This is a genomic window from Mesocryomonas lacus, from assembly GCF_055730135.2.
The window spans coordinates 187,498-210,962 of the sequence record NZ_JBUZWE020000004.1; the positions used below are offsets into that span (position 1 = coordinate 187,498).

20 protein-coding genes and 1 other RNA gene are annotated in these 23,465 nt (G+C 66.1%); 14 read left to right on the forward strand and 7 right to left on the reverse strand.

The genetic code is table 11. The annotated features are described in order from the left end of the window. Positions 1-11 precede the first annotated feature (11 nt). Together ACZLZY_RS08185 and gap are read right to left on the reverse strand one after the other, a co-directional pair. Entirely contained in the window at positions 12-1,928 is a 1,917-nt protein-coding gene (locus ACZLZY_RS08185; protein ID WP_472933737.1) for a potassium/proton antiporter, read from the reverse strand. Between the two features lie 304 nt (positions 1,929-2,232). Next, positions 2,233-3,246, reverse strand: a complete 1,014-nt coding sequence (gene gap, locus ACZLZY_RS08190) for a type I glyceraldehyde-3-phosphate dehydrogenase (protein WP_472933738.1) — start codon at positions 3,244-3,246, stop codon at positions 2,233-2,235. A 408-nt stretch (positions 3,247-3,654) separates the two neighbouring features. On the opposite strand from gap, the gene ACZLZY_RS08195 reads away from it, so the two are divergent. Beyond that, a complete protein-coding gene (locus ACZLZY_RS08195) occupies positions 3,655-3,939 on the forward strand; it encodes a DUF4164 domain-containing protein (protein ID WP_472933739.1) in 285 nt (94 codons plus the stop codon). 1 nt (position 3,940) lies between these two features. After that, positions 3,941-4,303 carry a cell division protein ZapA gene (locus tag ACZLZY_RS08200; protein WP_472933740.1) on the forward strand — a complete coding sequence of 121 codons (363 nt, stop codon included), beginning with the start codon at positions 3,941-3,943 and terminating at the stop codon, positions 4,301-4,303. Positions 4,304-4,329: 26 nt separating this feature from the next. On the opposite strand, the gene ACZLZY_RS08205 is transcribed toward ACZLZY_RS08200, so the two are convergent. Both ACZLZY_RS08205 and ACZLZY_RS08210 read right to left on the reverse strand, forming a co-directional pair. After that, positions 4,330-5,091, reverse strand: coding sequence for an ABC transporter permease (locus ACZLZY_RS08205; RefSeq protein WP_472933741.1), 762 nt, complete (start codon positions 5,089-5,091; stop codon positions 4,330-4,332). Continuing rightward, entirely contained in the window at positions 5,088-6,065 is a 978-nt protein-coding gene (locus ACZLZY_RS08210; protein ID WP_472933742.1) for an ABC transporter ATP-binding protein, read from the reverse strand. Before ACZLZY_RS08210 ends, ACZLZY_RS08205 begins: the two co-directional genes overlap by 4 nt. 159 nt (positions 6,066-6,224) lie before the next feature. Here ACZLZY_RS08210 and ssrS point away from each other — a divergent pair. Together ssrS and ACZLZY_RS08220 are read left to right on the forward strand one after the other, a co-directional pair. Beyond that, positions 6,225-6,382, forward strand: a non-coding RNA gene (ssrS, locus tag ACZLZY_RS08215) — 6S RNA. A gap of 66 nt (positions 6,383-6,448) precedes the next feature. Then, entirely contained in the window at positions 6,449-7,063 is a 615-nt protein-coding gene (locus ACZLZY_RS08220; protein ID WP_472933743.1) for a 5-formyltetrahydrofolate cyclo-ligase, read from the forward strand. On the opposite strand, the gene ACZLZY_RS08225 is transcribed toward ACZLZY_RS08220, so the two are convergent. Continuing rightward, positions 7,009-7,539 carry a CAP domain-containing protein gene (locus ACZLZY_RS08225; RefSeq protein WP_472933744.1) on the reverse strand — a complete coding sequence of 177 codons (531 nt, stop codon included), beginning with the start codon at positions 7,537-7,539 and terminating at the stop codon, positions 7,009-7,011. The genes ACZLZY_RS08220 and ACZLZY_RS08225 overlap by 55 nt on opposite strands. A gap of 446 nt (positions 7,540-7,985) precedes the next feature. Here ACZLZY_RS08225 and ACZLZY_RS08230 point away from each other — a divergent pair, with 446 nt between their 5' ends. Together ACZLZY_RS08230 and ACZLZY_RS08235 are read left to right on the forward strand one after the other, a co-directional pair. Next, positions 7,986-8,648, forward strand: a complete 663-nt coding sequence (locus ACZLZY_RS08230; RefSeq protein ID WP_472933745.1) for a YitT family protein — start codon at positions 7,986-7,988, stop codon at positions 8,646-8,648. Positions 8,649-8,688: 40 nt separating this feature from the next. Further along, positions 8,689-11,205 carry a ligase-associated DNA damage response DEXH box helicase gene (locus ACZLZY_RS08235; RefSeq protein WP_472933746.1) on the forward strand — a complete coding sequence of 839 codons (2,517 nt, stop codon included), beginning with the start codon at positions 8,689-8,691 and terminating at the stop codon, positions 11,203-11,205. 180 nt (positions 11,206-11,385) lie between these two features. On the opposite strand, the gene ACZLZY_RS08240 is transcribed toward ACZLZY_RS08235, so the two are convergent. Continuing rightward, entirely contained in the window at positions 11,386-11,859 is a 474-nt protein-coding gene (locus tag ACZLZY_RS08240) for a MerR family transcriptional regulator (RefSeq protein WP_472933747.1), read from the reverse strand. A gap of 288 nt (positions 11,860-12,147) precedes the next feature. On the opposite strand from ACZLZY_RS08240, the gene ACZLZY_RS08245 reads away from it, so the two are divergent. From ACZLZY_RS08245 to ACZLZY_RS08260, 4 genes are all read left to right on the forward strand, one after another. After that, positions 12,148-16,011, forward strand: coding sequence for a peptidoglycan-binding protein (locus ACZLZY_RS08245; protein WP_472933748.1), 3,864 nt, complete (start codon positions 12,148-12,150; stop codon positions 16,009-16,011). Positions 16,012-16,139: 128 nt separating this feature from the next. Then, positions 16,140-17,069, forward strand: a complete 930-nt coding sequence (locus ACZLZY_RS08250; protein WP_472933749.1) for a sulfite exporter TauE/SafE family protein — start codon at positions 16,140-16,142, stop codon at positions 17,067-17,069. Further along, entirely contained in the window at positions 17,069-18,013 is a 945-nt protein-coding gene (locus ACZLZY_RS08255; RefSeq protein WP_472933750.1) for a TIGR02186 family protein, read from the forward strand. Before ACZLZY_RS08250 ends, ACZLZY_RS08255 begins: the two co-directional genes overlap by 1 nt. 4 nt (positions 18,014-18,017) lie before the next feature. Further along, positions 18,018-18,479 (forward strand): DUF3429 domain-containing protein, encoded by a 462-nt coding sequence (locus ACZLZY_RS08260; protein WP_472933751.1) that lies wholly within the window; start codon positions 18,018-18,020, stop codon positions 18,477-18,479. Positions 18,480-18,483: 4 nt separating this feature from the next. On the opposite strand, the gene pdeM is transcribed toward ACZLZY_RS08260, so the two are convergent. After that, positions 18,484-19,200 (reverse strand): ligase-associated DNA damage response endonuclease PdeM, encoded by a 717-nt coding sequence (gene pdeM / locus ACZLZY_RS08265; protein WP_472933752.1) that lies wholly within the window; start codon positions 19,198-19,200, stop codon positions 18,484-18,486. A 433-nt stretch (positions 19,201-19,633) separates the two neighbouring features. Between pdeM and ACZLZY_RS08270 the strand changes: the two genes are divergently transcribed. The 4 genes from ACZLZY_RS08270 (at position 19,634) to ACZLZY_RS08285 (ending at position 23,457) form a co-directional block, all read left to right on the forward strand. Next, positions 19,634-21,427, forward strand: a complete 1,794-nt coding sequence (locus ACZLZY_RS08270; RefSeq protein ID WP_472933753.1) for an acyl-CoA dehydrogenase C-terminal domain-containing protein — start codon at positions 19,634-19,636, stop codon at positions 21,425-21,427. 34 nt (positions 21,428-21,461) lie between these two features. Beyond that, positions 21,462-21,695: a hypothetical protein gene (locus ACZLZY_RS08275; RefSeq protein WP_472933754.1), complete on the forward strand. Its 234-nt coding sequence runs from the start codon at positions 21,462-21,464 to the stop codon at positions 21,693-21,695. A 167-nt stretch (positions 21,696-21,862) separates the two neighbouring features. Continuing rightward, the gene (locus ACZLZY_RS08280; RefSeq protein WP_472933755.1) at positions 21,863-23,071 is read left to right on the forward strand and encodes an acetyl-CoA C-acetyltransferase; all 1,209 of its coding nucleotides are present in this window, start codon (positions 21,863-21,865) and stop codon (positions 23,069-23,071) included. Next, positions 23,071-23,457, forward strand: coding sequence for a cupin domain-containing protein (locus ACZLZY_RS08285; RefSeq protein ID WP_472933756.1), 387 nt, complete (start codon positions 23,071-23,073; stop codon positions 23,455-23,457). Before ACZLZY_RS08280 ends, ACZLZY_RS08285 begins: the two co-directional genes overlap by 1 nt. The last annotated feature ends 8 nt before the right edge of the window (positions 23,458-23,465 follow it).

Here is a 23,465-nt window from a genome sequence, read left to right on the forward strand (position 1 = left end):
CGGGTAAGCAATCAGGCGCGTCCCGGCGGCTCGGCCGCCGCGACGCCCTGACTTATCCGAGCCTCGGCTTCGGCTTCGCGCTCGGCCAGCACAAGCGCATCCAGGCGATCGGCCACGCGGGCCTCGCGCCGGGCGTGGCGGGCAGCCAGTCCGCCCTTGGCGATCCGCACGATGTCGCGGATGTTGAGGAAGATCGGGATGCGCGGGCGCCCGCCCTCCGGCTCCAGCGACAGCCCGACGTCGACGATGTTGCCGAGGCCGTCGGTGTCCCTGACGATGAGTTCCACCGGGCCCATCGGCACCCGGTCGCCGTATTCGGCCCGGCCGCCAAGCTGCTCGGTCATCAGTTCGGCAATGGTCTTCTCGGCGGCCTCCGGCAGGAGCCCGATCCCGTAGGCGGCATCGAGGAATCTCGCGGGCTTGGCGGGGTCGACGGTGAACTCGCCGAAGAACTCGGCATCGTCCTCGCCGACCGCCAGCGAGTGGGCGAATAGCCGGTCGAGCAGGCGAGGATAGCGCGGCGAGATGAAGAGGTAGACGTAGTCGCCCTCGCGCAGCCGCCCGGCATACTGGTAGCGCATCGACTTGCCGTCGCGGATCACCAGCGACGGCCGCGCCCAGCGCGGCACCCGCTCGCCGCGGGCGACAGGACTGCCGGCGACGACCTTGTAGGACAGGAGCTCGTGGTGCGCAGTGCCAGGCAGCTCCAGCTCGACCTTCTCGACCGGGCCGATGCGGGGCGGCACGATAAGGCCGAGCCTGGTTGCGACGAAGCCGATGGTCCAGCCCTGCACCAGCAGCGAGGCGAGGACGATGATGAAGCCGACGTTGAAAAGGACCCTGTTCTCGTCGATGCCGCCCAAGAGCGGCAGGATGGCGAGAAGGATCGAGACCGAGCCGCGCAGGCCGACCCAGGAGATGAAGGCGGTCTCGCGGCTGTTGAAATCGAACGGCAGCATCGAGAACCAGACCGCGACCGGCCGCGCGACGAAGATCAGGAAGGCGGCGAGCGCGATGGCCGGCAGCGCGATCGAAGGAAACTGCGACGGCGTGGCGAGGAGGCCCAGCACCAGGAACATGATGATCTGCGCGAGCCAGGTCATGCCGTCCTGGAACTGCTTCAGCGAGGCGTGCGAGCGGATGTTGCTGTTGCCGGCGTAGAGGCCGGCGACATAGACCGCGAGGAACCCCGAGCCGTCGAGCGCCCCGGTGACGGAAAAGACCAGGAAGGACAAAGCGAGGGTGAAGATTGGCGTCAGCCCGCGCTCGAGCTTCAGTCGGTTGACGAGAAAGCGGATCATCCACCCGCCGACGAGACCGAGCACAAGGCCAAGTCCCATCTGCTGGGCGAACAGCACCAGCAGCTCTATGCCGATCTCCTCAGCGCCCCCACCCTTGGCGACGATCTCGACCAGCGCAATGGTGAGGAAGATCGCCATCGGGTCATTGGTGCCGGACTCCACCTCCAGCGTGGAGCGCACGCGGTCGCGAATGTTGATGCCACCGATGCGCAGGAGGAAGAACACCGCCGCCGCGTCCGTCGAGCCGACGATCGAGCCGAGCAGCACGCCTTCCAGCCAGGGAACATCAAGCACGTAGGACGCGGCCGTGCCGAAGATCGCCGCCGTCAGGGGCACGCCAAGCGTTGCAAGCGTCAGTGCCGGTGCCGCAGCGTGCTTGAAGGAGGATAGCTCGGTGCCGAAGCCTGAATCGAAGAGGATGATCGACAGCGCGATCGAGCCAACGAAATAGGCGAGCTGCGCATTGTCGAACTCCAGCCCGAGCCCATCGACGCCGGTGAACAGGCCGATCGACAGGAAGAGCAGCAGCAGGGGTGCGCCGAAGCGCAAGGCGAGCAAGCTGGAGAACGCCGCGACGAGCACGAGGATCGTGCCGACCAGGATCACGAGATACATGGTTTCGTGCATGGCGTTGGCTTCTCGTCGGCAGCGGCTCCCGACTTGGCCACGGCGATCGTCGTTCCCTGGAACCCGGATGGGATTCGAAGGGCAAGCTTCAGGATGTCGGGTCGACGTGCCGGGCGAATCCCCGATCAGTGGTGTCGAAGCGGTCTGCGCATTGCAGCAAGGCCGGGTGGTCGAAGCAAGGCATTTCGGGTGAACGTGCAGGATGAGGCAGACGCTTCGGCTGACGAACGCACAACGCCCGGAGCATGGCCCCGGGCGTTCTAGATTTCACGACGGTCCGCCGGGCGCCACGCGCCCACCGAGGTCAGACCTTGGCGAAGGCGACCGCGGTGTCGGACATGCGGTTCGAGAAGCCCCACTCATTGTCGTACCAGGACAGGATGCGCACGAAGGTGCCGTCCATGACCTTGGTCTGGTCCATGTGGAAGACCGAGGAATGCGGGTCGTGGTTGAAGTCATGGCTGACGTTCGGCGCGTCGGTGTAGCCGAGGATGCCCTTCAGCGGGCCGTCGGCGGCGGCGCGGATGAGGCCCTGGATCTCCTCGACGGTGGTCGAGCGCTTGGCGACGAACTTGAAGTCGACGACCGAGACGTTCGGCGTCGGCACGCGGATCGACGAGCCGTCGAGCTTGCCCTTGAGGGCGGGCAGGACGAGGCCGATCGCCTTGGCGGCACCGGTCGAGGTCGGGATCATCGAGAGCGCCGCGGCACGGGCGCGGTAGAGATCCTTGTGCATCGTATCCAGCGTCGGCTGGTCGCCGGTGTAGGAATGGATGGTCGTCATGAAGCCGGTCTCGATGCCGATCGCATCGTTCAGCACCATGGCGACGGGGGCAAGGCAGTTCGTCGTGCAGGAGGCGTTGGAGATGATGGTGTCGCCGGCGACCAGCGTGTCGTGGTTGACGCCGTAGACGATCGTCTTCTCGCCGTTCGGCGAGGCCGAGAGCGGGCCGGAGATGACCACCTTCTTGGCGCCTGCCTCGATATGGGCGGCAGCCTTGGCGGCGTCGGTGAAAATGCCGGTGCACTCCAGCGCGATGTCGACGCCGAGCTCCTTCCACGGCAGGTTCTTCGGGTCGCGCTCGGCGGAGACGCGGATCGGGCCGCGGCCGACGTCGATCGTGTCGCCCGAGACCGTCACCGTGCCAGGGAAGCGGCCATGGACCGAATCGAAGCGGATCAGGTGGGCGTTGGTCTCGACCGGTCCGAGGTCGTTGATGCCGACGACCTCGATGTCGGTGCGACCGGACTCGATGATGGCCCGGAGGACGTTGCGGCCGATGCGGCCAAAACCGTTGATTGCGACGCGAACTGCCATTGTCATTCCTCCAGAAGGATCTGCCCAGCCATGGTGTCGGGGCATCCGCGGGCCGGTTTTCGGCGCGTTCAGGGGGGTGCCCCAAAGAGCGCGCCGTCTGCGATGGCCGCATGCGGACACGCGGTGTTCTTAGCGATATTCCCCCCGAGGTAAACCCGCAGGGGACCCGCACGGCAAGATAATGCCACGAAACGGCGAAATCCCATGGGCTTCGGCACCGGTCTAAGGGAGCGCCTCGCCTGCGCCTTTGCGCCTCCACCGAGCGTCTTTTGGACCGGCTGGTTTCCACCGCGATCTGCCGGGCCGCCGTTTTGACAGTTGCAAGCCGGGGCCGAATGCCGCAGGAATCACCGCACTTACGATCGTCCGCTGGACCGGATCGTGAGGCGTTGAGGAGTTGCCGACACCATGCCCGAAGAAAGCCCGCTCGATGCCGCGTCCCGCCGTCTCGACAAGGCGTTGCAGCGGCTCGGCCATGCCGTGGACGGCCAGCTGGCGCGTGAGCATCTGGTGCGCGAGGCCGAGGCCGAAGTGCAGCGCATGACCGCCGACCGCAGCCGCCTCGCCGGCGAGCTCGACACCTGCCTCTCCCGCGCCGAGCGTCTGGAACACGCCAACCGCGAGGTGTCGCGCCGCCTCGTCGCGGCAATGGAGACGATCCGCAGCGTGCTCGAACGCCGCAAGGAGGCCTGACATGCCGCAAGTCGTGGTGACGATCGATGGAAAGACCTTCCGCATGGCCTGCGCCGAGGGTGAGGAAGACCACCTGACCGGCCTTGCCGCCGAGGTAGACGACCGCGTCAACGAGCTGCGCAAAAGCTTCGGCGAGATCGGCGACCAGCGCCTCGTCGTGATGGCGGCGATTATGGCGACGGACGAGCTGGCCGAACAGCGCCGCAAGGTCGCCTCCCTCGAGCAGGCGCTGGCCGATGCCGCCAACGACCGCGCCGACGCGATCAACGGCCTCAACGCCGGTGAGACGCGCTTTGTCGCCCACATGAACGAGGTCGCGGCAGCGATCGAGAGCGTCGCAGCGAAGATCGACGGCCGGGCCTGAGCCCGGCCGCCTTCGCGATCCGCCGGTTACGACTTGAAGCGGTAGCCGGTCTTGAAGATCCAGAAGATGCCGGCAAGACAGACCGCCATGAACAGCACGGTCATGCCGAGGCTGACCCCGATGGCGACGTCCGAGACGCCGTAGAAGCTCCAGCGGAAGCCGGAGATGAGGTAGACGACCGGGTTGAACATCGTCACGTCCTGCCAGAACGGCGGCAGCATCGAGATCGAGTAGAAGCTGCCGCCGAGAAAGGTCAGCGGCGTGATCACCAGCAGCGGCACGATCTGCAGCTGCTCGAAACCATCCGCCCAGATGCCGATGATGAAGCCGAACAGGCTGAACGTGACCGCCGTCAGCACCAGGAAGAGCAGCATGAAGACGGGGTGCTCGATCCGCAGGGGCACGAACAGCGTCGCGGTCGCGAGAATGATCAGGCCGAGGATGATCGACTTCGTCGCCGCCGCCCCGACATAGGCGATGGTGATCTCCATCGCCGAGATCGGCGCCGACAAAAGCTCGTAGATCGTGCCGGAGAAGCGCGGGAAATAGATGCCAAACGAGGCATTGGAGATGCTCTGGGTCAGGAGCGACAGCATCATCAGGCCGGGCACGATGAAGGCGCCGTAGCTGATGCCGTCGATCTCGGTCATCCGCGAGCCGATCGCCGCGCCGAACACGACGAAGTAGAGCGAGGTCGAGATGACCGGGGCGACGACGCTCTGGAACACGGTCCGGCGGGCGCGTGCCATCTCGAAGAGGTAGATGGCTTTGATCGCGTGGACGTTCATGGCCGCTCTTCCTTGACGAGGCTGACGAAGATTTCCTCGAGCGAACTCTGCTTGGTCCGAAGATCGCGGAAGCTGATGGAAACATCGGCCAGCGCCTTCAGAAGCGCCGTAATGCCGGTGCGCTCGCCTTGGGTATCATAGGTGTAGACGAGTTCGCTGCCGTTCTCGGCGAGCGACAGGTCGAAGCCGGCGAGTTCCTGCGGCACCGCGGTAAGCGGCTTGTGGAGGCTGAGGATCAGCTGCTTGCGGCCGAGCTTGCGCATCAGTTCGGCGGTCTCCTCGACGAGGATGATCTCGCCATGCGAGATGACGCCGATGCGGTCGGCCATCTCCTCGGCTTCCTCGATGTAGTGCGTCGTCAGGATCACGGTGACGCCGCTGTCGCGCAGGCCGCGCACCACCTGCCACATCTCCTGGCGCAGCTGGACGTCGACGCCGGCCGATGGCTCGTCGAGGAAGAGGATCCGCGGCTCGTGGCTTAACGCCTTCGCGATCAGCACGCGCCGCTTCATGCCGCCCGACAGCGTCATGATCTTGGCATCGCGCTTGTCCCAGAGCGACAGTTCGCGCAGCACCTTCTCGATATAGGCGGGGTTCGACGGCCGGCCGAACAGGCCACGGCTGAAGCTGACGGTATCGAACACCGTCTCGAACGCGTCGGTGGTCAGTTCCTGCGGCACGAGGCCGATGGTCGCGCGGGCGGCCCGGTAGTCGCGGACGATGTCATGGCCATCGGCGGTCACGGTGCCTTGGCTCGCGGTGACGATCCCGCAGATGATGCTGATCAGCGTCGTCTTGCCCGCGCCATTCGGTCCGAGCAGCGCGAAGATTTCGCCGCGGCGGATTTCGAGATCGACGTTCTTCAGTGCCTGGAAGCCGGACTTGTAGGTCTTCGCCAGCCCCGAAATTATGATGATGGGCGGCGCGCCCGCCGGCGCTGGCGGGGGATTGATCTGGGGAGATATGGCTGACACGGGGGTATCCTTCGGAGAGGCCGTCGCCGGCCTTTGGTCGAACGCTACAAGTCGGTCGAAAGCGCCCGGGAACAAGGGGCAGCTTGCCGACCAAGGATATTCGCCAAATCGGGCTCTGTGCTCTGGCGGGGTTCCACGATCCCGCCTATATCAGGGGCCGGCGAGCTGCGCGGTCCGACAGGGGTAACATTTCCTCGGGGCCTTACGCATCCCCTAGGGAGCTGTCCCTGTTCCGGCCCGTGGGCTGGAGTATATGGCGCCCACCTACATTGTAGGTTCCCGGGATCGATCATCTCATCGGCCGATGTGGCTCGTCGACCTTTCCCTCTCCGATCTACCGCCGTATCAACCGGGCTGAACCAGTCTCGGACGGGGTAGAGCGCATGGACGGGATCAGGCAGGCAAAGGCGGCGCTGCGGCGCGAGGTGCTGGCGCGTCGCGACGCGCTGGATCCGGCTGCCCGGCTTGCCGCATCGCTTGCCATCGCTGAGGCCATCGCCGCTGCGCTGGAGTTTCCGCCGGGCACGATCGTTTCCGGTTTCCTGCCGATCCGCTCCGAACTCGATCCGCAGCCGCTGATGCGGCAATTGGCTGAACGCGGCGCCCGGATATGCGTGCCCGCGATCGTCGACGGCCAGCTGGAATTCCGCGAGCTCCGGCCGGACTCGCCCCTCGTCGCACAGGGTTTCGGCACGCTCGCGCCGGGACCGGAGGCGGCCGTCCTCGACCCCGTGATCATGCTGGTGCCGATGGCAGCCTTCGATGCACAGTGCCACCGCATGGGCTACGGCCGCGGCTACTATGACCGGGCGATCGAGTCGCTGCGGGCCAAGGGCATGACGCCCTTGCTCGCAGGCCTCGCCTTCGCCGTGCAGGAAGTCGCGTCGGTGCCGGTCGAGGCCCACGATGTCGGCCTCGACCTCGTCGCGACGGAAAACCGGCTCTACAGGGCCGACAGGAAGCCGCGCGGCGCGGCGGCGAACACTTGGGTGAAGTAGTTGCGGCCACCCTCGCTCGAACCGGCAAAGCCAATGCTGGTAAGGTTCGCGCGCAAGAGGTTATGGCGGTGGCCGGGGGAGCGGACCCAGGCATCCATCGCCGAGGCATAGCTGCGCTGGCCGCTGCTGACATTCTCGGCGATCGCAGAATAGCGAACGCCGCCGGCACGAACGCGGCTGGCGAGCGAGCCGCCGACGGTATGGCTGGTGCTGGCGCTGTTGGCCATCGCGTCGGAATGATCGCCAGCGACCTGCATCAGCCCGGCGCTGATGCTGAGGGCGCCGAGACCGTTCTCGGCGCGGAAGTCGTTGATCACGCGCAGCGCCACGCTCTGGTTGATGCCGATACTCTCGGCGGCCTGGCTAGGAGCGGTGGCGGCAAGCGCCAGGCCACCCATACCGATGGCGGCCAGCGCAAAGCGGAAAGGGCTGGGCAAAGCGGTGCTGATCGCACCGAAGATGTTCGGAAACGTCATGTAATTTATCCCTAAATGATAATAATTATTATTAGCAATTAAGTGTGAGGTACTGGCGCGAGGCTTTCTTGCTTTTTCTGAAAACCAGAACTTCAGCTCGCCCGCCGTTATCTTAAGCATTAATTGGCGTTTTAGTTCAAATGAAGCTTCCGTGTTATTTGATATTACGCGGCATGCTCGAAGGATTAAAATGAAGTTGGCATGAAAGAGTGAGCTATATTGACCACATTTGCTAATACTGCGCGTCTCCCTTCAACCGGGTGCGGGGCCGCCCTTGAACAGGCGGGCCGGCCACCGCGAGTGAGCCTTAAGGCCGCTCGTCTCCCGACCCGTGCGCGGTGCCATAGCAGTTGATCGGTGGACGGGAGCCCCGCATTCCGTCCGCAGGATTGACGGTGGATGGGCCCGACCGTCACTGTCGCGCTGCAGCAAGCCGGGAGCCTTCCATGCCGACGAACCCCATCGCCGAGAAGGCTGATCGCCGGCGCGGCCTGTTCGGCAACTGGCAAGCGACAGCGACGCGGCACACGCCGCTCGAGGACGCGCAGGCGATCTTCACCGGCACGGTGCTCACCGCCCTCGGCATCGCCATCCTCGCCCATCTCGGCTTTCTGACCGGCGGCACCGCGGGCCTCGCCTTCATCCTGCACTATGCCACCGGCTGGAATTTTGGCCTGCTCTTCTTCCTGATCAACCTTCCTTTCTACATCCTCGCCATCCAGCGCATGGGCTGGGCCTTCACCGCCAAGACCTTCATCGGCGTCGCGATGCTCTCGCTGATGACGGCGCTGCAGCCCGCGCTTCTCGCCTTCGGCCCGATCGACCGCACGACCGGCGCCGTTCTCGGCGGTCTCCTGATGGGCTTTGGCCTGCTCGCGCTGTTCCGCCACCGGGCGAGCCTTGGCGGTGTCGGGATTCTTGCGATCTACCTGCAGGACCGCTTCAAATGGCGTGCCGGGCTGACGCAGCTGTCGATCGACCTTCTGGTGCTGGCGCTCTCCTTCACCGTCGCCGACCCGGTCGCGATCGCCTTCTCCATCCTCGGCGTCATCGTGCTGAACCTCTTTCTAGCCATCAATCACCGCGCCGACCGCTATATCGCGATGTAGGCGCCTTGCGCGGCGCAGCGGCCGGCTTACCTCTCCCCGGGTGAGCAGCCTTTCCCCCCTCCCCCTCGCCGCAGACTTTCCGGAAGCTTTTCAAGCCTGGTTCACGGCGAAAGGCTGGACGCCGCGGCCGCACCAGCTGGACCTCTTGCAGCGGGCCGAGGCCGGCGCCTCCGTGCTGCTGATCGCCCCGACGGGCGCCGGCAAGACGCTCGCAGGCTTCCTGCCGGCGCTCGTCGACATCACCCGGCGCGGCAAACCGAAGCCCGGCACGCGCTCACGCGGCATCCATACGCTCTACATCTCGCCGCTGAAGGCGCTCGCCACCGACATCGAGCGCAACCTGCAGAAGCCAGTGGCCGAGATCGGCATCGCGGTCACGCTGGAGACCCGCACTGGCGACACCAGCCAGTCGAAGCGGCAGCGCCAGAAGCTGAAACCGCCGGACATCCTTTTGACGACGCCCGAGCAGCTTGCGCTGCTGATCGCCTCGAAGGACGCGCGCAGCTTCTTCTCGGACCTGCGCTACGTGATCTTCGACGAGCTGCATTCACTCGTCACCTCGAAGCGCGGCGAGCTTCTCTCCCTCGGTCTGGCACGCCTTCGCATGCTGCAGCCGGCGCTCCAGACGATTGGCCTGTCTGCCACCGTTGCCGAACCGGACGATCTGAGGGCCTGGCTGGTCGCGCAGGCGCCGGGCACCTCGCCGCTGTCCGACCTCATCACCGTCGAAGGCGGCGCGCGGCCGGAGATCACGATCCTCAAATCGAAGGAGCGCGTTCCCTGGCAGGGGCATACCTCGCGCTACGCGATGCCCGAGGTCTACGAGGCCATCAAGGCGCACCGGACGACGCTGCTGTTCGTCAACACCCGCAACCAGGCGGAGAACCTCTTCCAGGAACTCTGGCGGATCAACGAAGAGACGCTGCCGATCGCGCTGCACCACGGCTCGCTCGATGTCGCGCAGCGCCGACGCGTCGAGGCGGCGATGGCGGCGAACAAGCTGCGCGCCGTGGTCGCGACCTCAACGCTGGACCTTGGCATCGACTGGGGCGATGTCGATCTCGTCGTGCACATCGGCGCGCCGAAGGGCGCCTCGCGACTCGCGCAGCGCATCGGCCGCTCCAACCACCGGATGGACGAGCCATCGAAGGCGATCCTCGTTCCCGCCAACCGTTTCGAGGTGATGGAGTGTCAGGCGGCGCTCGACGCCAACTATCTCGGCCACCAGGACACGCCGCCGATCCGCATCGGCGGCCTCGACGTGCTCGCACAGCACGTGCTCGGCATGGCCTGCGCCGAGCCTTTCCGGACCGAGGACCTCTACCGCGAGGTTACGTCGGCCGCGCCCTACCGGGATCTCGACCCGGAGACCTTCGAGCGTGTCATCGACTTCGTCGCGACCGGTGGCTACGCGCTGAAGGTCTACGAGCGCTACGCCAAGATAAAGCTCGCCGAAGACGGCACCTGGCGCATCGCACACCCGCGCGTCGCTCAGCAGTACCGAATGAATTCGGGTACCATCATCGAGGCCGAGTCGCTGAATGTCCGGCTGATCGGCAAGAAAACGCGCGCCACCAACAGCCGCGGCGGCATGGTGCTCGGCAAGATCGAAGAGGGTTTTCTCGAGACGCTGTCGATCGGGGATACCTTCCTGTTCGCCGGCAAGGTGCTGCGCTACGAGGGCATTCTCGAGAACGTCTGCCTGGTCACCAAGACCGTCGCCGACGACGCGAAGGTCCCGTCCTATGCCGGCTCGAAGTTTCCGCTCACTACCTTCCTGGCGGCGAAGGTCCGGCAGATCCTCGCCGATCCCGAGCGCTGGGGTGCCTTGCCCGAACAGGTGGGCGACTGGCTGAAGATCCAGAAGCGCAAGTCCATCATCCCGCGCGCCGACCAGCTGCTGATCGAGACCTTTCCGGTCGGGCGGCGGTTCTTCATGGTCGCCTACCCGTTCGAGGGCCGGCTGGCGCACCAGACGCTCGGCATGCTGCTGACGCGCCGTCTGGAGCGCGCGCGGGCCAAACCCCTCGGCTTCGTCGCCACCGACTATGCCATCTCGATCTGGGGGCTCGGCGACATCGGCGGGATGATCTCGAGAGGCGCGATCTCGCTCGACGAGCTCTTCGACGAGGACATGATGGGCGACGATCTCGATGCCTGGATGGCCGACTCCTACCTGCTGAAGCGGACCTTCCGTCAGTGCGCGGTGATCGCCGGGCTGATCGACCGCCGGCATCCCGGACAGGAGAAGACCGGGCGGCAGGTGACCGTCTCGGCCGACCTCGTCTACGACGTGCTGCGCCAGCACGAGCCGGACCATATTTTGATGCGGGCGACATGGGCGGATGCGGCGAGCGGGCTTCTCGATGTCGCGCGGGTCTCGGACCTCCTGGCGCGCATCAAGCACCACATCGTCCATCAGGATCTTGCGGAAATTTCCCCGCTGGCGGTGCCGATCATGCTGGAGGCCGGGCGTGAAAGCATCGTCGGCGAGGCGCAGGACGAGCTTCTGTCGGTCGCGGCGGAGGCAGCGATGATCGAACGCGCGTTGAGCTGAGATACAGCGTTACAATTCGCCTCGGCCCGTTACCCGAATTCCGCCACTGAAAGGCAGATCGAAGGATGTTTCCGGACGAAAAGCGCGTCTCTTTCGGCTGCGATTGAGACTTTCGGGAATCGTTAATAGGCTTCTGGTTGTCGCCGTATTATGGGGCGCGCCGATGACCGGCGCGCCGGATCAGGCCTTGCCGGCCTGGAGCTGTTCGCGCACGAAGGCGATCGCCACGTCCATTGCTTTAAGCGAACGATCGATCTCTTCCTTCTGTTCGAGAAGCACCTCCTGCTGCTCCTCGAACCGGCTCAGCGCCGTCTCCATCTGACGGCGCTTGCCATTGGCCTCGTGGTAGATTTCGATCAGCTGCTTGGCTTCCGTCAGCGAGAAGCCGAGTGTTTTAGCCAATAATATCAAGCGCAAGCGCGCCCTGTCACGGCGTGAATACAGACGCGTGGTCCCGCGACGCTCGGGATTGAGCAGCCCGCGATCCTCGTAGAAGCGCAGCGTCCGCAGCGTCACGTCGAACTCGCGCGCGAGGTCGCCGATCTTGAAAACACTTTTCTGGGGCTGCTCCTCGAGATTGCGCCCGAGGAGAAAGTCGATGTCGAGAGGGACAGCTTGAGCGTCGCTCATCTCATTTTCGGTCAGTTTTTTCATCAGCAGTCCAGAACGCAGCACTGACAGGAGTCGGGAGAACCTGTGAGCGATAGGGGCGGGAAATCAGGCAGTCCCCGGGACTATTGCAGCAATTGCGGCGCTTACAAGACAGGTTGCCGTCTACGGCAATCCAGCTTCGCTCCTTCCTCGCGTCCTAAACCCGCAGAATGTAATGGTCATTAACCGACTGTTTACCCTGTTCGAAGATTTCTGGTTTCGGCGGGTATCGATGCAAAAAAATGTCTGTGGCGAGAGTCAACGGGCTCGAGAGCCTCAAGGGATCTGACGATGGTCAAGTCGAATACACCTTTGAAACTGCCACAGAGAGACGACGACCATTCGCCCCTGGCATCGCTCAGCCGGACCCTCGAAGCGCTCGAGATCCGGCTCGCCAAGATCACCCCTGCCAAGACGAGAACGGAGACCGGCTCGGTCGCGCCGTCCTTCGCGCCGACGGTCGATGCCGCTCCGGCCGGCCAGCCTGCGCCTGCGCCCGCCGCCGGCGAGAAGCGCCGCTCGACGCTGGCGGACGCCGTTTCCGAGATCGTCATGCGCCGGCAGATGCTGGACCAGGCGCCGCATCTGGCAGCGCCTGTGCGCCAGCCTGAGCAGCGCGCCCAGGCCAGCGTCGCAGCACCGGCAACCGGTGCCGGCATCGGCCAGCGCTTCGAGGCGCTTGCCGGTGATGTCGAGGCACTGCGCCGCGAAGGCAGCAATTATTCGCTGATGGCCGAGGTCGCCGAGGAACTGCAGCGCCTTCGCCAGGAGATGAAGGCCGAGGCCACGCCGCGCAGCGACCCGCGCTTCGATGCGATGCGCGAGGCCTTCGACGCGCTGCGCCAGATGATCGAGACCCGGCAGAGCCCGGAAGCGATCGACGGCGGCATGAGCGAGATTTCCGAGTCGCTCGCCCGCATGACCGAGGAAGGCGCCGACCGCTCGACGCTGAACACGTTGCGCGCCGAGCTCGAGGAATTGCGCGGCCTTTTCGGCGAGCTCGCCAAGGAGCGCACGCTGGCCGCCGTCGGCCGGCGCTGGGACGCCTTCGAGAACCGCTTCTCGGTGCAGGCCGAGCGCGAGACCGAGTCCCGCAGCGATCTGAAGAACGAACTCGAGCGGCTGCGCGAGTCGCTGCGCTCGCTTGCCAGCGAGGATCAGGTCCGCGCCGTCGAGAAGCGCTGGGACGAGTTCGAGGACCGCTACCTCGGCGCGACCCTTTCGGCACCGCAGGATCCGGCGATCTCGCAGCACCTGCGCGATGAACTCGAGGGCCTTCGCGAGAAGCTCGAGGGCATGAGCGATGCCGCCGCCGTCTACGGCGATCCCGACCGCTGGGGCGCGATCGAGAAGCATCTTGACTCCAAGGATGTCGAGCTCAGCATCCAACGCCTCGCCGACCGCATGGCCGACATCGAGACCGTCCTTGCCCGTCTGCCCCAGAGCCTTGGCATCGGGCCTCTGGAGGAGCGGATCCACTCCCTGACCGTCGGCGTCGACGCGCTGGCCCGCCGCAGCAACGAAGCCGACCTCGAGAACTTCGTGTCACTGGAGGAGAGGCTCGACGAGATCTCGCGGGCGATCGTTGCGACCTCGCTGCAGCCAGCGCCCATGCTGGACATGGCCCCGATCGAGCGGATCGAGGCCCGCATCGCGACGCTGACCTCGCGGGTCGACCGGATTGCCGACGAGGGCGATGCCGAGGTCCTGTCGCTGCGCATCGCCGAGCTGTCCGACCGCGTCGAGGAACTCGCCATCAACCCTGCCGCCGATGCGTTGGCGCAGCGGATGACGGATCTTGCCGACCGGCTGGAGATCGCCTTCACCGAGATGGAGCAGCCGCGGATCGACACCGAGGCCATCGAGCAGCGCCTCTCGGCCCTCGCGCTGCGCCTCGAAGATGCGGTGCAGCCGCGCGCCGACAACGAGATGATGCGCTCGCTCGAGGCCCAGATCGTCCGCCTGTCGGAGCATCTCGGCAACTCGGCTGGCCTGTCGGACGAGTTCGAGATCGAGTTCGATCGCCGGCTTGCCGCCGTCGAGCAGCGGATGGAGGAAAACCGCGAGGCTCTGATCATCGCCGCCCGCGAGGCCGCCGACGAGACCGCCTTGCGCATGCAGGCCGCCGGCGACCGCCGCCAGGGTGAGCACGTCGCCCGGCTGTCGGAGAACCTGCGGTCGCTCGAAGCCCTGTCGCGCGAGACCGACGACCGCTCCAACAAGGTGTTCGAGGCGGTCCACGCCACGCTCCTGAAGATCGTCGACCGGCTGGAGCAGATCGAGACCGACATCAGCGGCAAGGCCGAAAGCGAAGACGACCTCGAGGACGCCCGGCATGACCGCGTCGCAGCGCACAAGGCGGCGGCAAGTCTCGACCTTGCGGCCGAGAGCCGCGAGCCCGCCGGCTTGCGCAGCCCCCCGATGCAGCCGATGCGGACGCGTCCCCAGGAAGCTTCCGAGACGATCATCGCCGAGCGCACGGTCGGCCTTTCGGCCGGTACCACCGACGACCGTTCGCTGGAACAGGTTTCCGCGCCATCGATCGACGCGTCCGACATGATCGACCGGAGCGAGGTCAACCGGCCGCTGGAGCCGGGCTCGGGCGCCCCCGACATCGGCGCCCTCTTGGAGCGCGTGCGCCTGCAGCAGCGCAGCAAGCTCGAAGGCACCAACGAGCCGACGGGCGAGGCCGAGACCCGTGCCGCCGCCCGGCGCGCGGCGCAGGCCGCGGTCGCCGAGGCCGAGTTGCTGCGGTCGCCGGCAGGCGGCATCGGCGCTGCCAGCGGCAAGCTCTCGCTGGTGCAGCGCATTGCCCGCCGCCGCAAGACCATCCTCACCGGTGTCGTCGCGGTGCTGGCCGCGCTGGCAGCGCTGCCTGTCGGAAAGACGCTGATGGACAATTATGGATCGGGCGAAGGCGTCCGCGTCGAAAGCAATGCCGCGCCGACGCCGACGTCGATGCAGACCGCCATCGTCGAGACACCCTCTTCGGTTAGCGTCCCGACCGTGGCTGCTTCCGACACGATCGAAACCGCGTCGGTCGCGGCACCGCCTCAGGCGATAGCTGGACCGCTGGCACCGACCGTCAGCGCCCGCGGCTCCGCTTCCCCTTCCGCCCGCAGCGCGGCGACGGTCAGCTATCCCGCTGCCGCCACCGTGGCCCCAGAGGGAGCGGCAGACACAGGAGCAACGGTGCTTGCATCCGCCAAGACCGAAATGACCGGCAACAGCGATCCCCAGATCATCCTCGCCTCGGCGGTGGCCAAGCTGCCGGCCTCGGCGAGCGGCGCCGCCCCTGCCTTGCCGGCAAGCATTACCGCGCCCGCGCTGATCGAAGCTGCCGGGAAGGCCGATCCGATGGCGCAGTTCGAGATCGGGCTGCGGCTGCTCGAAGGCCGCGGTGCCGAGCCGGACGCGCCCGCCGCGCTGAACTGGTTCGCGCAAGGTGCCCGCAACGGCTTTGCGCCGGCGCAGTACAGCCTCGGCACGCTGTTCGAGAAGGGCAACGGCGTCACCCGCGACACCGGCGCCGCCCGCGACTGGTATCTCCTCGCTGCCAAGCAAGGCAACATTCGCGCCATGCACAACCTCGCCGTCCTCTACGCCACCGGCATCGAGGGCAAGTCGGATCCCGAAACCGCGGCCACCTGGTTCGAGAAGGCCGCCGACTACGGCATGCGTGACAGCCAGTACAACCTCGGCATCCTCTACGCCCGCGGCTCGGGCGTCGAGCAGAGCCTCGTCCAGTCCTACAAGTGGTTCGCCATCGTGGCCGCGGCCGGCGACAAGGATGCCGAGTCCAAGCAGAACGAGATTGGGGCATCGCTGTCGGCGGACGAGCGCAAGGCGGCTGACGCCGCGGTCGTCGCCTGGACGCCGATGGAGCGCAACGAGCGTGCCAACACGGTGGAAGTGCCGCAGGAATGGACCGAACTGAAGGCGGAGAAGACCGCCTCCGTCGACATGAAGCGCGCCGTGCGCAACATCCAGGCGATCCTTTCCAAGCTCGGCTACGATGCCGGAACACCCGACGGCGTGCTCGGCGGCAAGACCGTCAGCGCGATCTCCAAGTTCCAGAAGGAAGCCGGCCTCGACGCCACCGGCAAGATCGACGAGCCGCTGATCCGCGCGCTGCTCGCCCGCAAGAACGGTTAAGGCTCGGGCCCTCCCGGTTAACCCTTGGGGCACACCGGAGACCCGCTGGAAATTGACATGTGGAAGGGGTCAGGCCAAGACGGTCTGGCCCCTTTGTCGCATTGCGGCAAAGCACCGAGACTGTGCCCTTGAACCTTTACCTGCCGATTGCCGAGATCTCCGTGAACATGCTGGTCATTATCGGCATGGGAGCGGCCGTCGGCTTTTTGTCGGGCATGTTCGGGGTGGGCGGCGGCTTCCTGATTACCCCGCTCCTGATCTTCTACAACATCCCCCCTGCGGTCGCTGTCGCCACCGGCGGCAACCAGGTGATCGCCGCATCCTTCTCGGGGGCGCTCGCGCACTACAAGCGCGGCACGATCGACCTCAAGCTCGGCAGCATGCTGCTGATCGGCGGTGCGCTCGGCTCGGTCGTCGGCGTTGCGATCTTCACCCTTCTGCGCCGGATCGGCCAGCTCGATCTCGTCGTGTCCATCCTCTACGTCGTGATGCTCGGCACCGTCGGCGGGCTGATGCTGGTTGAAAGCATTAACGCCATGCGCCGGGTCGGCGCCGGCGGCTCCGGCGAGGTGGCGGGGCATGGCCGCAACAACTGGGTCAACAAGCTGCCGCTGAAGATGCGCTTCCAGCGCTCCAAGCTCTACGTGTCGATCATTCCCGTGCTCGGCCTCGGCTTCGCCATCGGCATTCTCGGCGCGGTGATGGGCGTTGGTGGCGGCTTCATCATGGTGCCGGCGATGATCTATCTCCTGCGCGTGCCGACGAGCGTCGTCATCGGCACCTCGCTGTTCCAGATCATCTTCACGGCGGCCATCTCGACCGTGCTGCAGGCGGCGACCAACACGACGGTCGACGTGGTGCTGGCTTTCCTCCTGATGGTCGGCGGCGTCGTCGGCGCGCAGTTCGGCGCGCAGGCCGGCCGCAAGCTGCGCGGCGAGCAGCTGCGGGCGCTCCTCGCGATCCTGGTCCTTGCCGTCTGCGCGCGCCTCGGCGGCGAACTCATCGTCGGTCCCGGCGACATCTACTCGATCAGCCTGCCGAGCGGCGAGGTGAAGTGATGCGTCCGGTGGTCGGCAAGGCGCTTTTAACCCTCGCGGTCCTGCTGCTGCCTTCGACCCTTGCGGATGCTGAGACGCCGGCCCCGTCGACGCCGCCGCCGCCAGCCGCGCGGGCGCCGGGCGCGCCGCCGGTCAGCAGCCCCTCGTCGCCCGAGGTCACCATTCGCACCACGCCGAAATTTGTTCCGCAGTCACTGCCCGAACCCGGCAAGTCGGCAGCAGCGGCAGGCCTTCCCGAGACCTTCGAGATCGGCCTCTCGACCGAGCAGATCGTCATCGCCTCCAACTTCAGCGGCGCCCGTCTTGTGGTCTTCGGCGCGCTCGACAATGCTGACGGGCGGGTGCTGCGACAGGGCGGCTACGACATCGTCGTCGCGCTGGAGGGCCCGAAGACGCCGCTGGTGGTGCGCGAGAAGGAACGCGTGCTTGGCCTCTGGATCAACCGCGGCTCGGAGAGCTTCTCCAGCGCCCCGGCCTCCTACACGCTTGCATCGACCCGGCAACTGAACGACGTCGCCCCGCAGAAGACGCTGGAGCAACTGTCCATCGGCATCGACAACCTGCGCACCGATATCGGCCGCGACCCGCTGGTCAACTCGCCCAACCGCGACGAGTACGCGACGGCCCTGCGCCGCATCCGGATCAGCCGCGGCCTCTACGCGCAATCCTTCGGCGCCGTCGAGTTCGTCAGCCCGACGCTCTTCCGCGCCGACTTGGCGCTGCCTGCCGATCTGCCCGTCGGCCTGCACACGGCGCGCGCCTTCCTGTTCCGCAACGGGGTCTTTCTGCGCGAGCGCGACGAGAAGCTCTGGGTGGTGAAATCCGGTTTTGAGACGACGGTATCGAACCTTGCGGAGCGTTACGGCGTTCTCTACGGCGTGTTTGCCGTGGCGCTGGCCATGGTGACCGGCTGGCTCGGCCGGCTGATCTTCAAACGGGACTGATGCCATGACCTTGACTGCCGACGACGCCGCGCCGGCCCAGAGCCGGATGCTCTGGATTCTTGGGCTGGGTGGCCTGATCCCGTTCATCGTGATGACGGGGCTGCTCGCCTATGCCGGGACCGCGTTCATCGCCTTCGACATGCTGATCAAGGCGCTGTCGGGTTACGGGGCGGTGATCCTGTCCTTCCTCGGCGGCATCCGCTGGGGCGCCTCGCTGATGCGGGCGAGCCGCGGGCGGCTGACGCTCGGGCTGTCGGTCCTGCCCTCGCTGTTCGCCTGGATCTGCCTGTTCCTGCCCGCGCCTTGGTTGTTTGCGGCCCTTGCCGTCGGCTTCCTGGCGCAAGGCGCATGGGACGTCACGGCAATCCAGCGCGGCAAGCTGCCGCTCGCCTTCCGCACCTTGCGGATCGTGCTGACGGCCGTCGTCGTCCTCTGCATGATCGTCGCGTTCTTCTCGACCTACTGACGCGTCAGCGGCAGAGGCTCGAGAAGGCGATGGGATAGATGCTGCGGATGCCGATTACGTAGGCCTTTGCGCAGCCGGCCCGGAACAGGCCGTGAAACGCCCGGTCCAGGACGTTCAGGCCGCCGGTGGTGACGCCGAAGGACGGCATAATCATCCGCTCGCCGTCAGAGGCGAAGCACGCCCCCCGAACGCTGCGACCGCCGCCGCCGACGCGGGCGACGGGATGGAGATGGCCTGCGATCTCGCCCGGCACATGGCCGGCGCTCGGCTCGTGCCGGAAGGTCCAGGGACCGATGGTAACGCATTCCAGCGTCTCGCCACCGACAAAGGCCGGCGGCTCGGGATCGTGGTTTCCCGAGATCCAGATCCATTCACGTCCAGCCATCAGGCTCACCAGCACCTCGCGATACCTAGCGGGCATGAAGGCCGCGCCGTGCCGGTCGTGAAAACTGTCGCCGAGGCAGACGACGCGTTTCGGCTGGTAGCGCTCCAGCGCCAGACCCAGCAGCTCAAGCGTTGCCGCCGTGTCATAGGGCGGCAGCATCATGCCGCGGCGCGCGAAGGCTGCCCCCTTTTCGAGGTGCAGGTCTGACACGATGAGCAGGCTCTCCGCTGACGCAAAGAGAACGCCGGAGGGGTCGCACACCAGCGCACCGCCGTTCAGCGATGTCTCTATGCCCTCGCACTCCGCTTGCCGCATCCGGCGCAGGATCGCATTCATCCGCTGTCGCATATCCGTTGATTCGTCGCGGCACAGTCGAATCCGCTTTGCTTTTCAAAGCAAGTGCGACCGAAAGGCTTGCAGCGTCGATAGAGGCTGCAGCAGGCGCTGTCACGGGTGATGAAAGCACAAGTCGGTCATCCCTCCAGCCGCACCGCGCACAGACGCGCATCAGGCATGCGGGGCTGCCCGTCGTTTCGTCTTTTGATCCTCGCCGGGTTCATCATTCCGGGTCACGTGAGGGATCAAGCATCCGCGGCGCTTGCCCCGCCCAACAGCAACTCTACGGGAAGCACTCCTCCCCGCTTGCGCCCGTTCCTGCCAGACCCTGTCTGGTTGCATTTCCAAGCCGCCCTTGAAAGCGCCGGCCCGAAACGGTATGTCTTGCACGTTGACGTAAACGTCAAAGTTTGCGCCTTGGAGGAGGACAAGCATGCCGGTCTACCAGGCCCCCGTCGCCGATACGCTCTTCGTGCTGTACGACGTTCTTGGCATCGATCGCCATTCGAACCTTCCGGGCTTTGCCGATGCCTCCCCTGATATCGTCGAGGCCATTCTCGGCGAGGCCGGACGCGTCGCCTCCGAGGTCTTTCACCCGCTGAACCAGGTCGGCGACCGCGAGGGCTGCACCCGGCATGCCGACGGCTCCGTGACGACGCCTGCGGGCTTCAAGCAGGCCTATGCCACCTTCCGGGAAGGTGGCTGGGGCGGCCTGTCGGCTGAAGCGGAGTACGGCGGCCAGGGACTGCCGCACACCCTGTCGGCGGCCGTCAACGAGTTCATGTCCTCGGCCAACATGGCCTTCGCGATGTATCCCGGCCTCACCGCCGGCGCTATCGCGGCCATCACCATCCACGGCACGGACGCGCAGAAGCACGCCTACCTGCCCAGCATGATCGACGGCATCTGGACCGGCACGATGAACCTGACGGAGCCGCATTGCGGCACCGATCTCGGCATGCTCCGAACCAAGGCCGTTCCGAACGGCGACGGCAGCTACGCGCTCTCCGGGCAGAAGATCTTCATCTCGGCCGGCGAGCACGATCTGTCGGAGAACATCATCCACCTCGTTCTCGCGCGCATCGAGGGATCGCCCGCCGGCACCAAGGGCATCTCGCTGTTCATCGTGCCGAAGTTCGTGCTCGATGCCGACGGCAAGCCCGGGGTACGGAACGGCGTCTCCTGCGGATCCATCGAGGAGAAGATGGGCATCCACGGCAACGCGACCTGCGTGATGAACTACGACGGCGCCACTGGCTATCTCATCGGCGAGGCCGACAAGGGCCTGCGGGCCATGTTCACGATGATGAACGAGGCGCGGCTCGGCGTCGGCATCCAGGGCCTCGCCATCTCCGAGATCGCCTACCAGAACGCCGTCGTCTATGCCCGGGACCGCATCCAGGGCCGCTCGCTTTCGGGCGCAAAGGCGCCGGAAAGACAGGCCGACCCGATCATCGTCCACCCCGACATCCGCCGCATCTTGATGAGCATCCGCGCCGTCAACGAGGCCGGCCGGGCGCTGGTGCTGTGGACGGCGCTGAAGGGTGACCTGTCACACCGCGCGGCAGACGAGAAGGAGCGCCAGGCCGCCGACGACTGGATGGGCCTGATGACCCCGGTCATCAAGGGCGTCCTCACCGACAAGGGCTTCGACAACGCCGTAATGGCGCAGCAGGTCTATGGCGGGCACGGCTACATCCAGGAATGGGGCATGGAGCAGTTCGTCCGCGATGCCCGCATCGCCCAGATTTACGAGGGCGCCAACGGCATCCAGGCGCTCGACCTCGTCGGCCGCAAGCTGGCGCTGAACGGCGGCCGGGCGATCCAGGCCTTCTTCGCCGAGGTCGGCGCCTTCTGCGAGGAACACCGCGCCGACGAGAAGATGGCACCCTTCACCAAGGGCATCCACAAGGGATCGAAGGACCTGCAACAGGCAACGATGTGGCTGATGCAGAACGCCATGATGAAGCCCGACAATGCCGGCGCCGCCTCGACCGACTACATGCACCTCTTCGGCCTCGTTTCGCTCGGCTACATGTGGGGCCGGATGGCGAAGGTCGCGCAGGACAAGCTCGCAAGTGGCGACGGCGATGCTGCGTTCATGGAAAAGAAGCTCGTCACCGCCCGCTTCTACATGGAACGCCTGATGCCTGAAACCGCGGCGCACCTCGCCCGGATTTCGTCCGGCGCGGACACGATGATGGCGCTGGACGCGGAGGCGTTCTAGAATTTGGGAACCGCTGCGGTGACGGGGTGCCTCGATGGTAAGTTTCGACAAACTTTCCTACGTGCAGACGCTGGAACGCGCCGGCGTGGAGCGCAAAGTGGCCGAGGCGCATGCCGCGGTCATGCGCGACGTCGTCATGCAGGAAGTGGTGACGCGGGAGACGCTGCGGCTCGAACTGTCGGCCCTCGAACGCCGCATGCTGCTCTCGACCGGGTCGATGCTGGTAGCGGCGGTCGGTTTTCTCTCCGCCATGATCGCCTGGTTCTGATGGCGGGCATGGTGCCGGCTGTCCGATAAGTTCGACCGGACGGTTCAGCCCAGCACCGAGTAGACGCTGCCCGAATTAAATCGCCTCGACCAGGGAAACGGAACTGCCGCCCAGCGCGAGGGCATCCGCCACGGTCGATCAAGCCAAAAGAAAAGGGAGGCTCCAACATGGCCGAAGCTTACATCTACGATCACGTCCGCACCCCCCGCGGCCGCGGCAAGAAGGACGGGGCGCTGCACGAGGTGCCGGCCGTGCGGCTCGGCGCCAAGGTGCTGGAGGCGCTGCGCGACCGCAACGGCATGGACACGTCGAAGGTCGACGACATCGTCTATGGCTGCGTCGATCCGGTCGGCGAGGCTGGTGCTGTGATCCCGCGCGCGTCCGCCTTCGAGGCCGGCTACGACGTCAAGGCGCCGGGCATGCAGATTTCGCGCTTCTGCGCTTCGGGTCTGGACGCGGTGAACATCGCCGCCGGCGGCATCGTCCAGGGCGCGCACGACCTCGTCATCGCCGGCGGCGTCGAGTCCATGTCGCGCATCGGCATGGGCATGGCGGGCGGCGCCTGGTTCATGGACCCGTCCGTCGGCATCCCCTCCTACTTCATGCCGCAGGGCGTCTCGGCCGACCTCATCGCCACCAAATACGGTTTCAGCCGTGACGATGTCGACGCCTATGCCGTCGAGAGCCAGAAGCGGGCGGCGACCGCCTGGTCGGAAGGCCGCTTCGGCAAGTCCGTCGTTCCGGTGAAGGACCAGAACGGTCTCGTGATCCTCGCCAAGGACGAGCACATGCGCCCCACCACCGACATGCAGTCGCTGGGTGCGCTGAACCCCTCCTTCGCCATGCCGGGCGAGATGGGCGGCTATAACGCCGTCGGCATCCAGGCGCATCCGGAGATCGAGGCGATCCACCATGTCCACCATGCCGGCAATTCCTCGGGCATCGTCGATGGCGCCGCCGGCGTACTCCTCGGCTCGAAGGAGGGCGGCGCCATCCTCGGCGCCAAGCCACGCGCCCGCATCCATTCCTTCGCCAACATCGGCTCCGATCCCGCGCTGATGCTGACCGGCCCGGTCGACGTCACCAACAAGCTGCTTGCGCGCTCCGGCATGACGCTGGCCGACATCGACCTGTTCGAACTGAACGAGGCCTTCGCCGCCGTGGTGCTCCGCTATATGCAGGCCTTCGACATCGACCACGCCCGGATGAACGTCAACGGCGGCGCCATCGCCATGGGCCACCCCTTGGGCGCGACCGGCGCGATGATCCTCGGCACGGTGCTCGACGAGCTGGAGCGCACGAACAAGACGACCGCGCTCGTGACCCTGTGCATCGGTGCCGGCATGGGCACCGCGACCATCATCGAGCGCATCTGATGGCCGGCACAGGATCCATCTCCGAAGAGTTCGGCGCGGTCACCGACCACTGGTCGCCGCGGGTCATCGCCGACCTCAACGGTCAGAGCGTCAAGGTCGCCAAGATCGAGGGTGAACTCGTCTGGCATGCGCACGCGGAAGAAGATGAGCTCTTCCTGGTCTGGAAGGGTGAGGTCACCATCCGCTACCGCGACCGGCCCGACGTCCACTTGCGGGAGGGCGATTTCCATGTCGTGCCGCGGGGCATCGAGCACCACCCGCTGGCCCCGTCGGAATGCTGGATCCTGCTTTTCGAGCCTGCGGAAACCAAGCATACCGGCGATACGGTTAGCGACAGGACGCGCAGTCTCGGCTCGCAGCGGGCGCACCTGACGATGGATGCATAAAGTCCGAG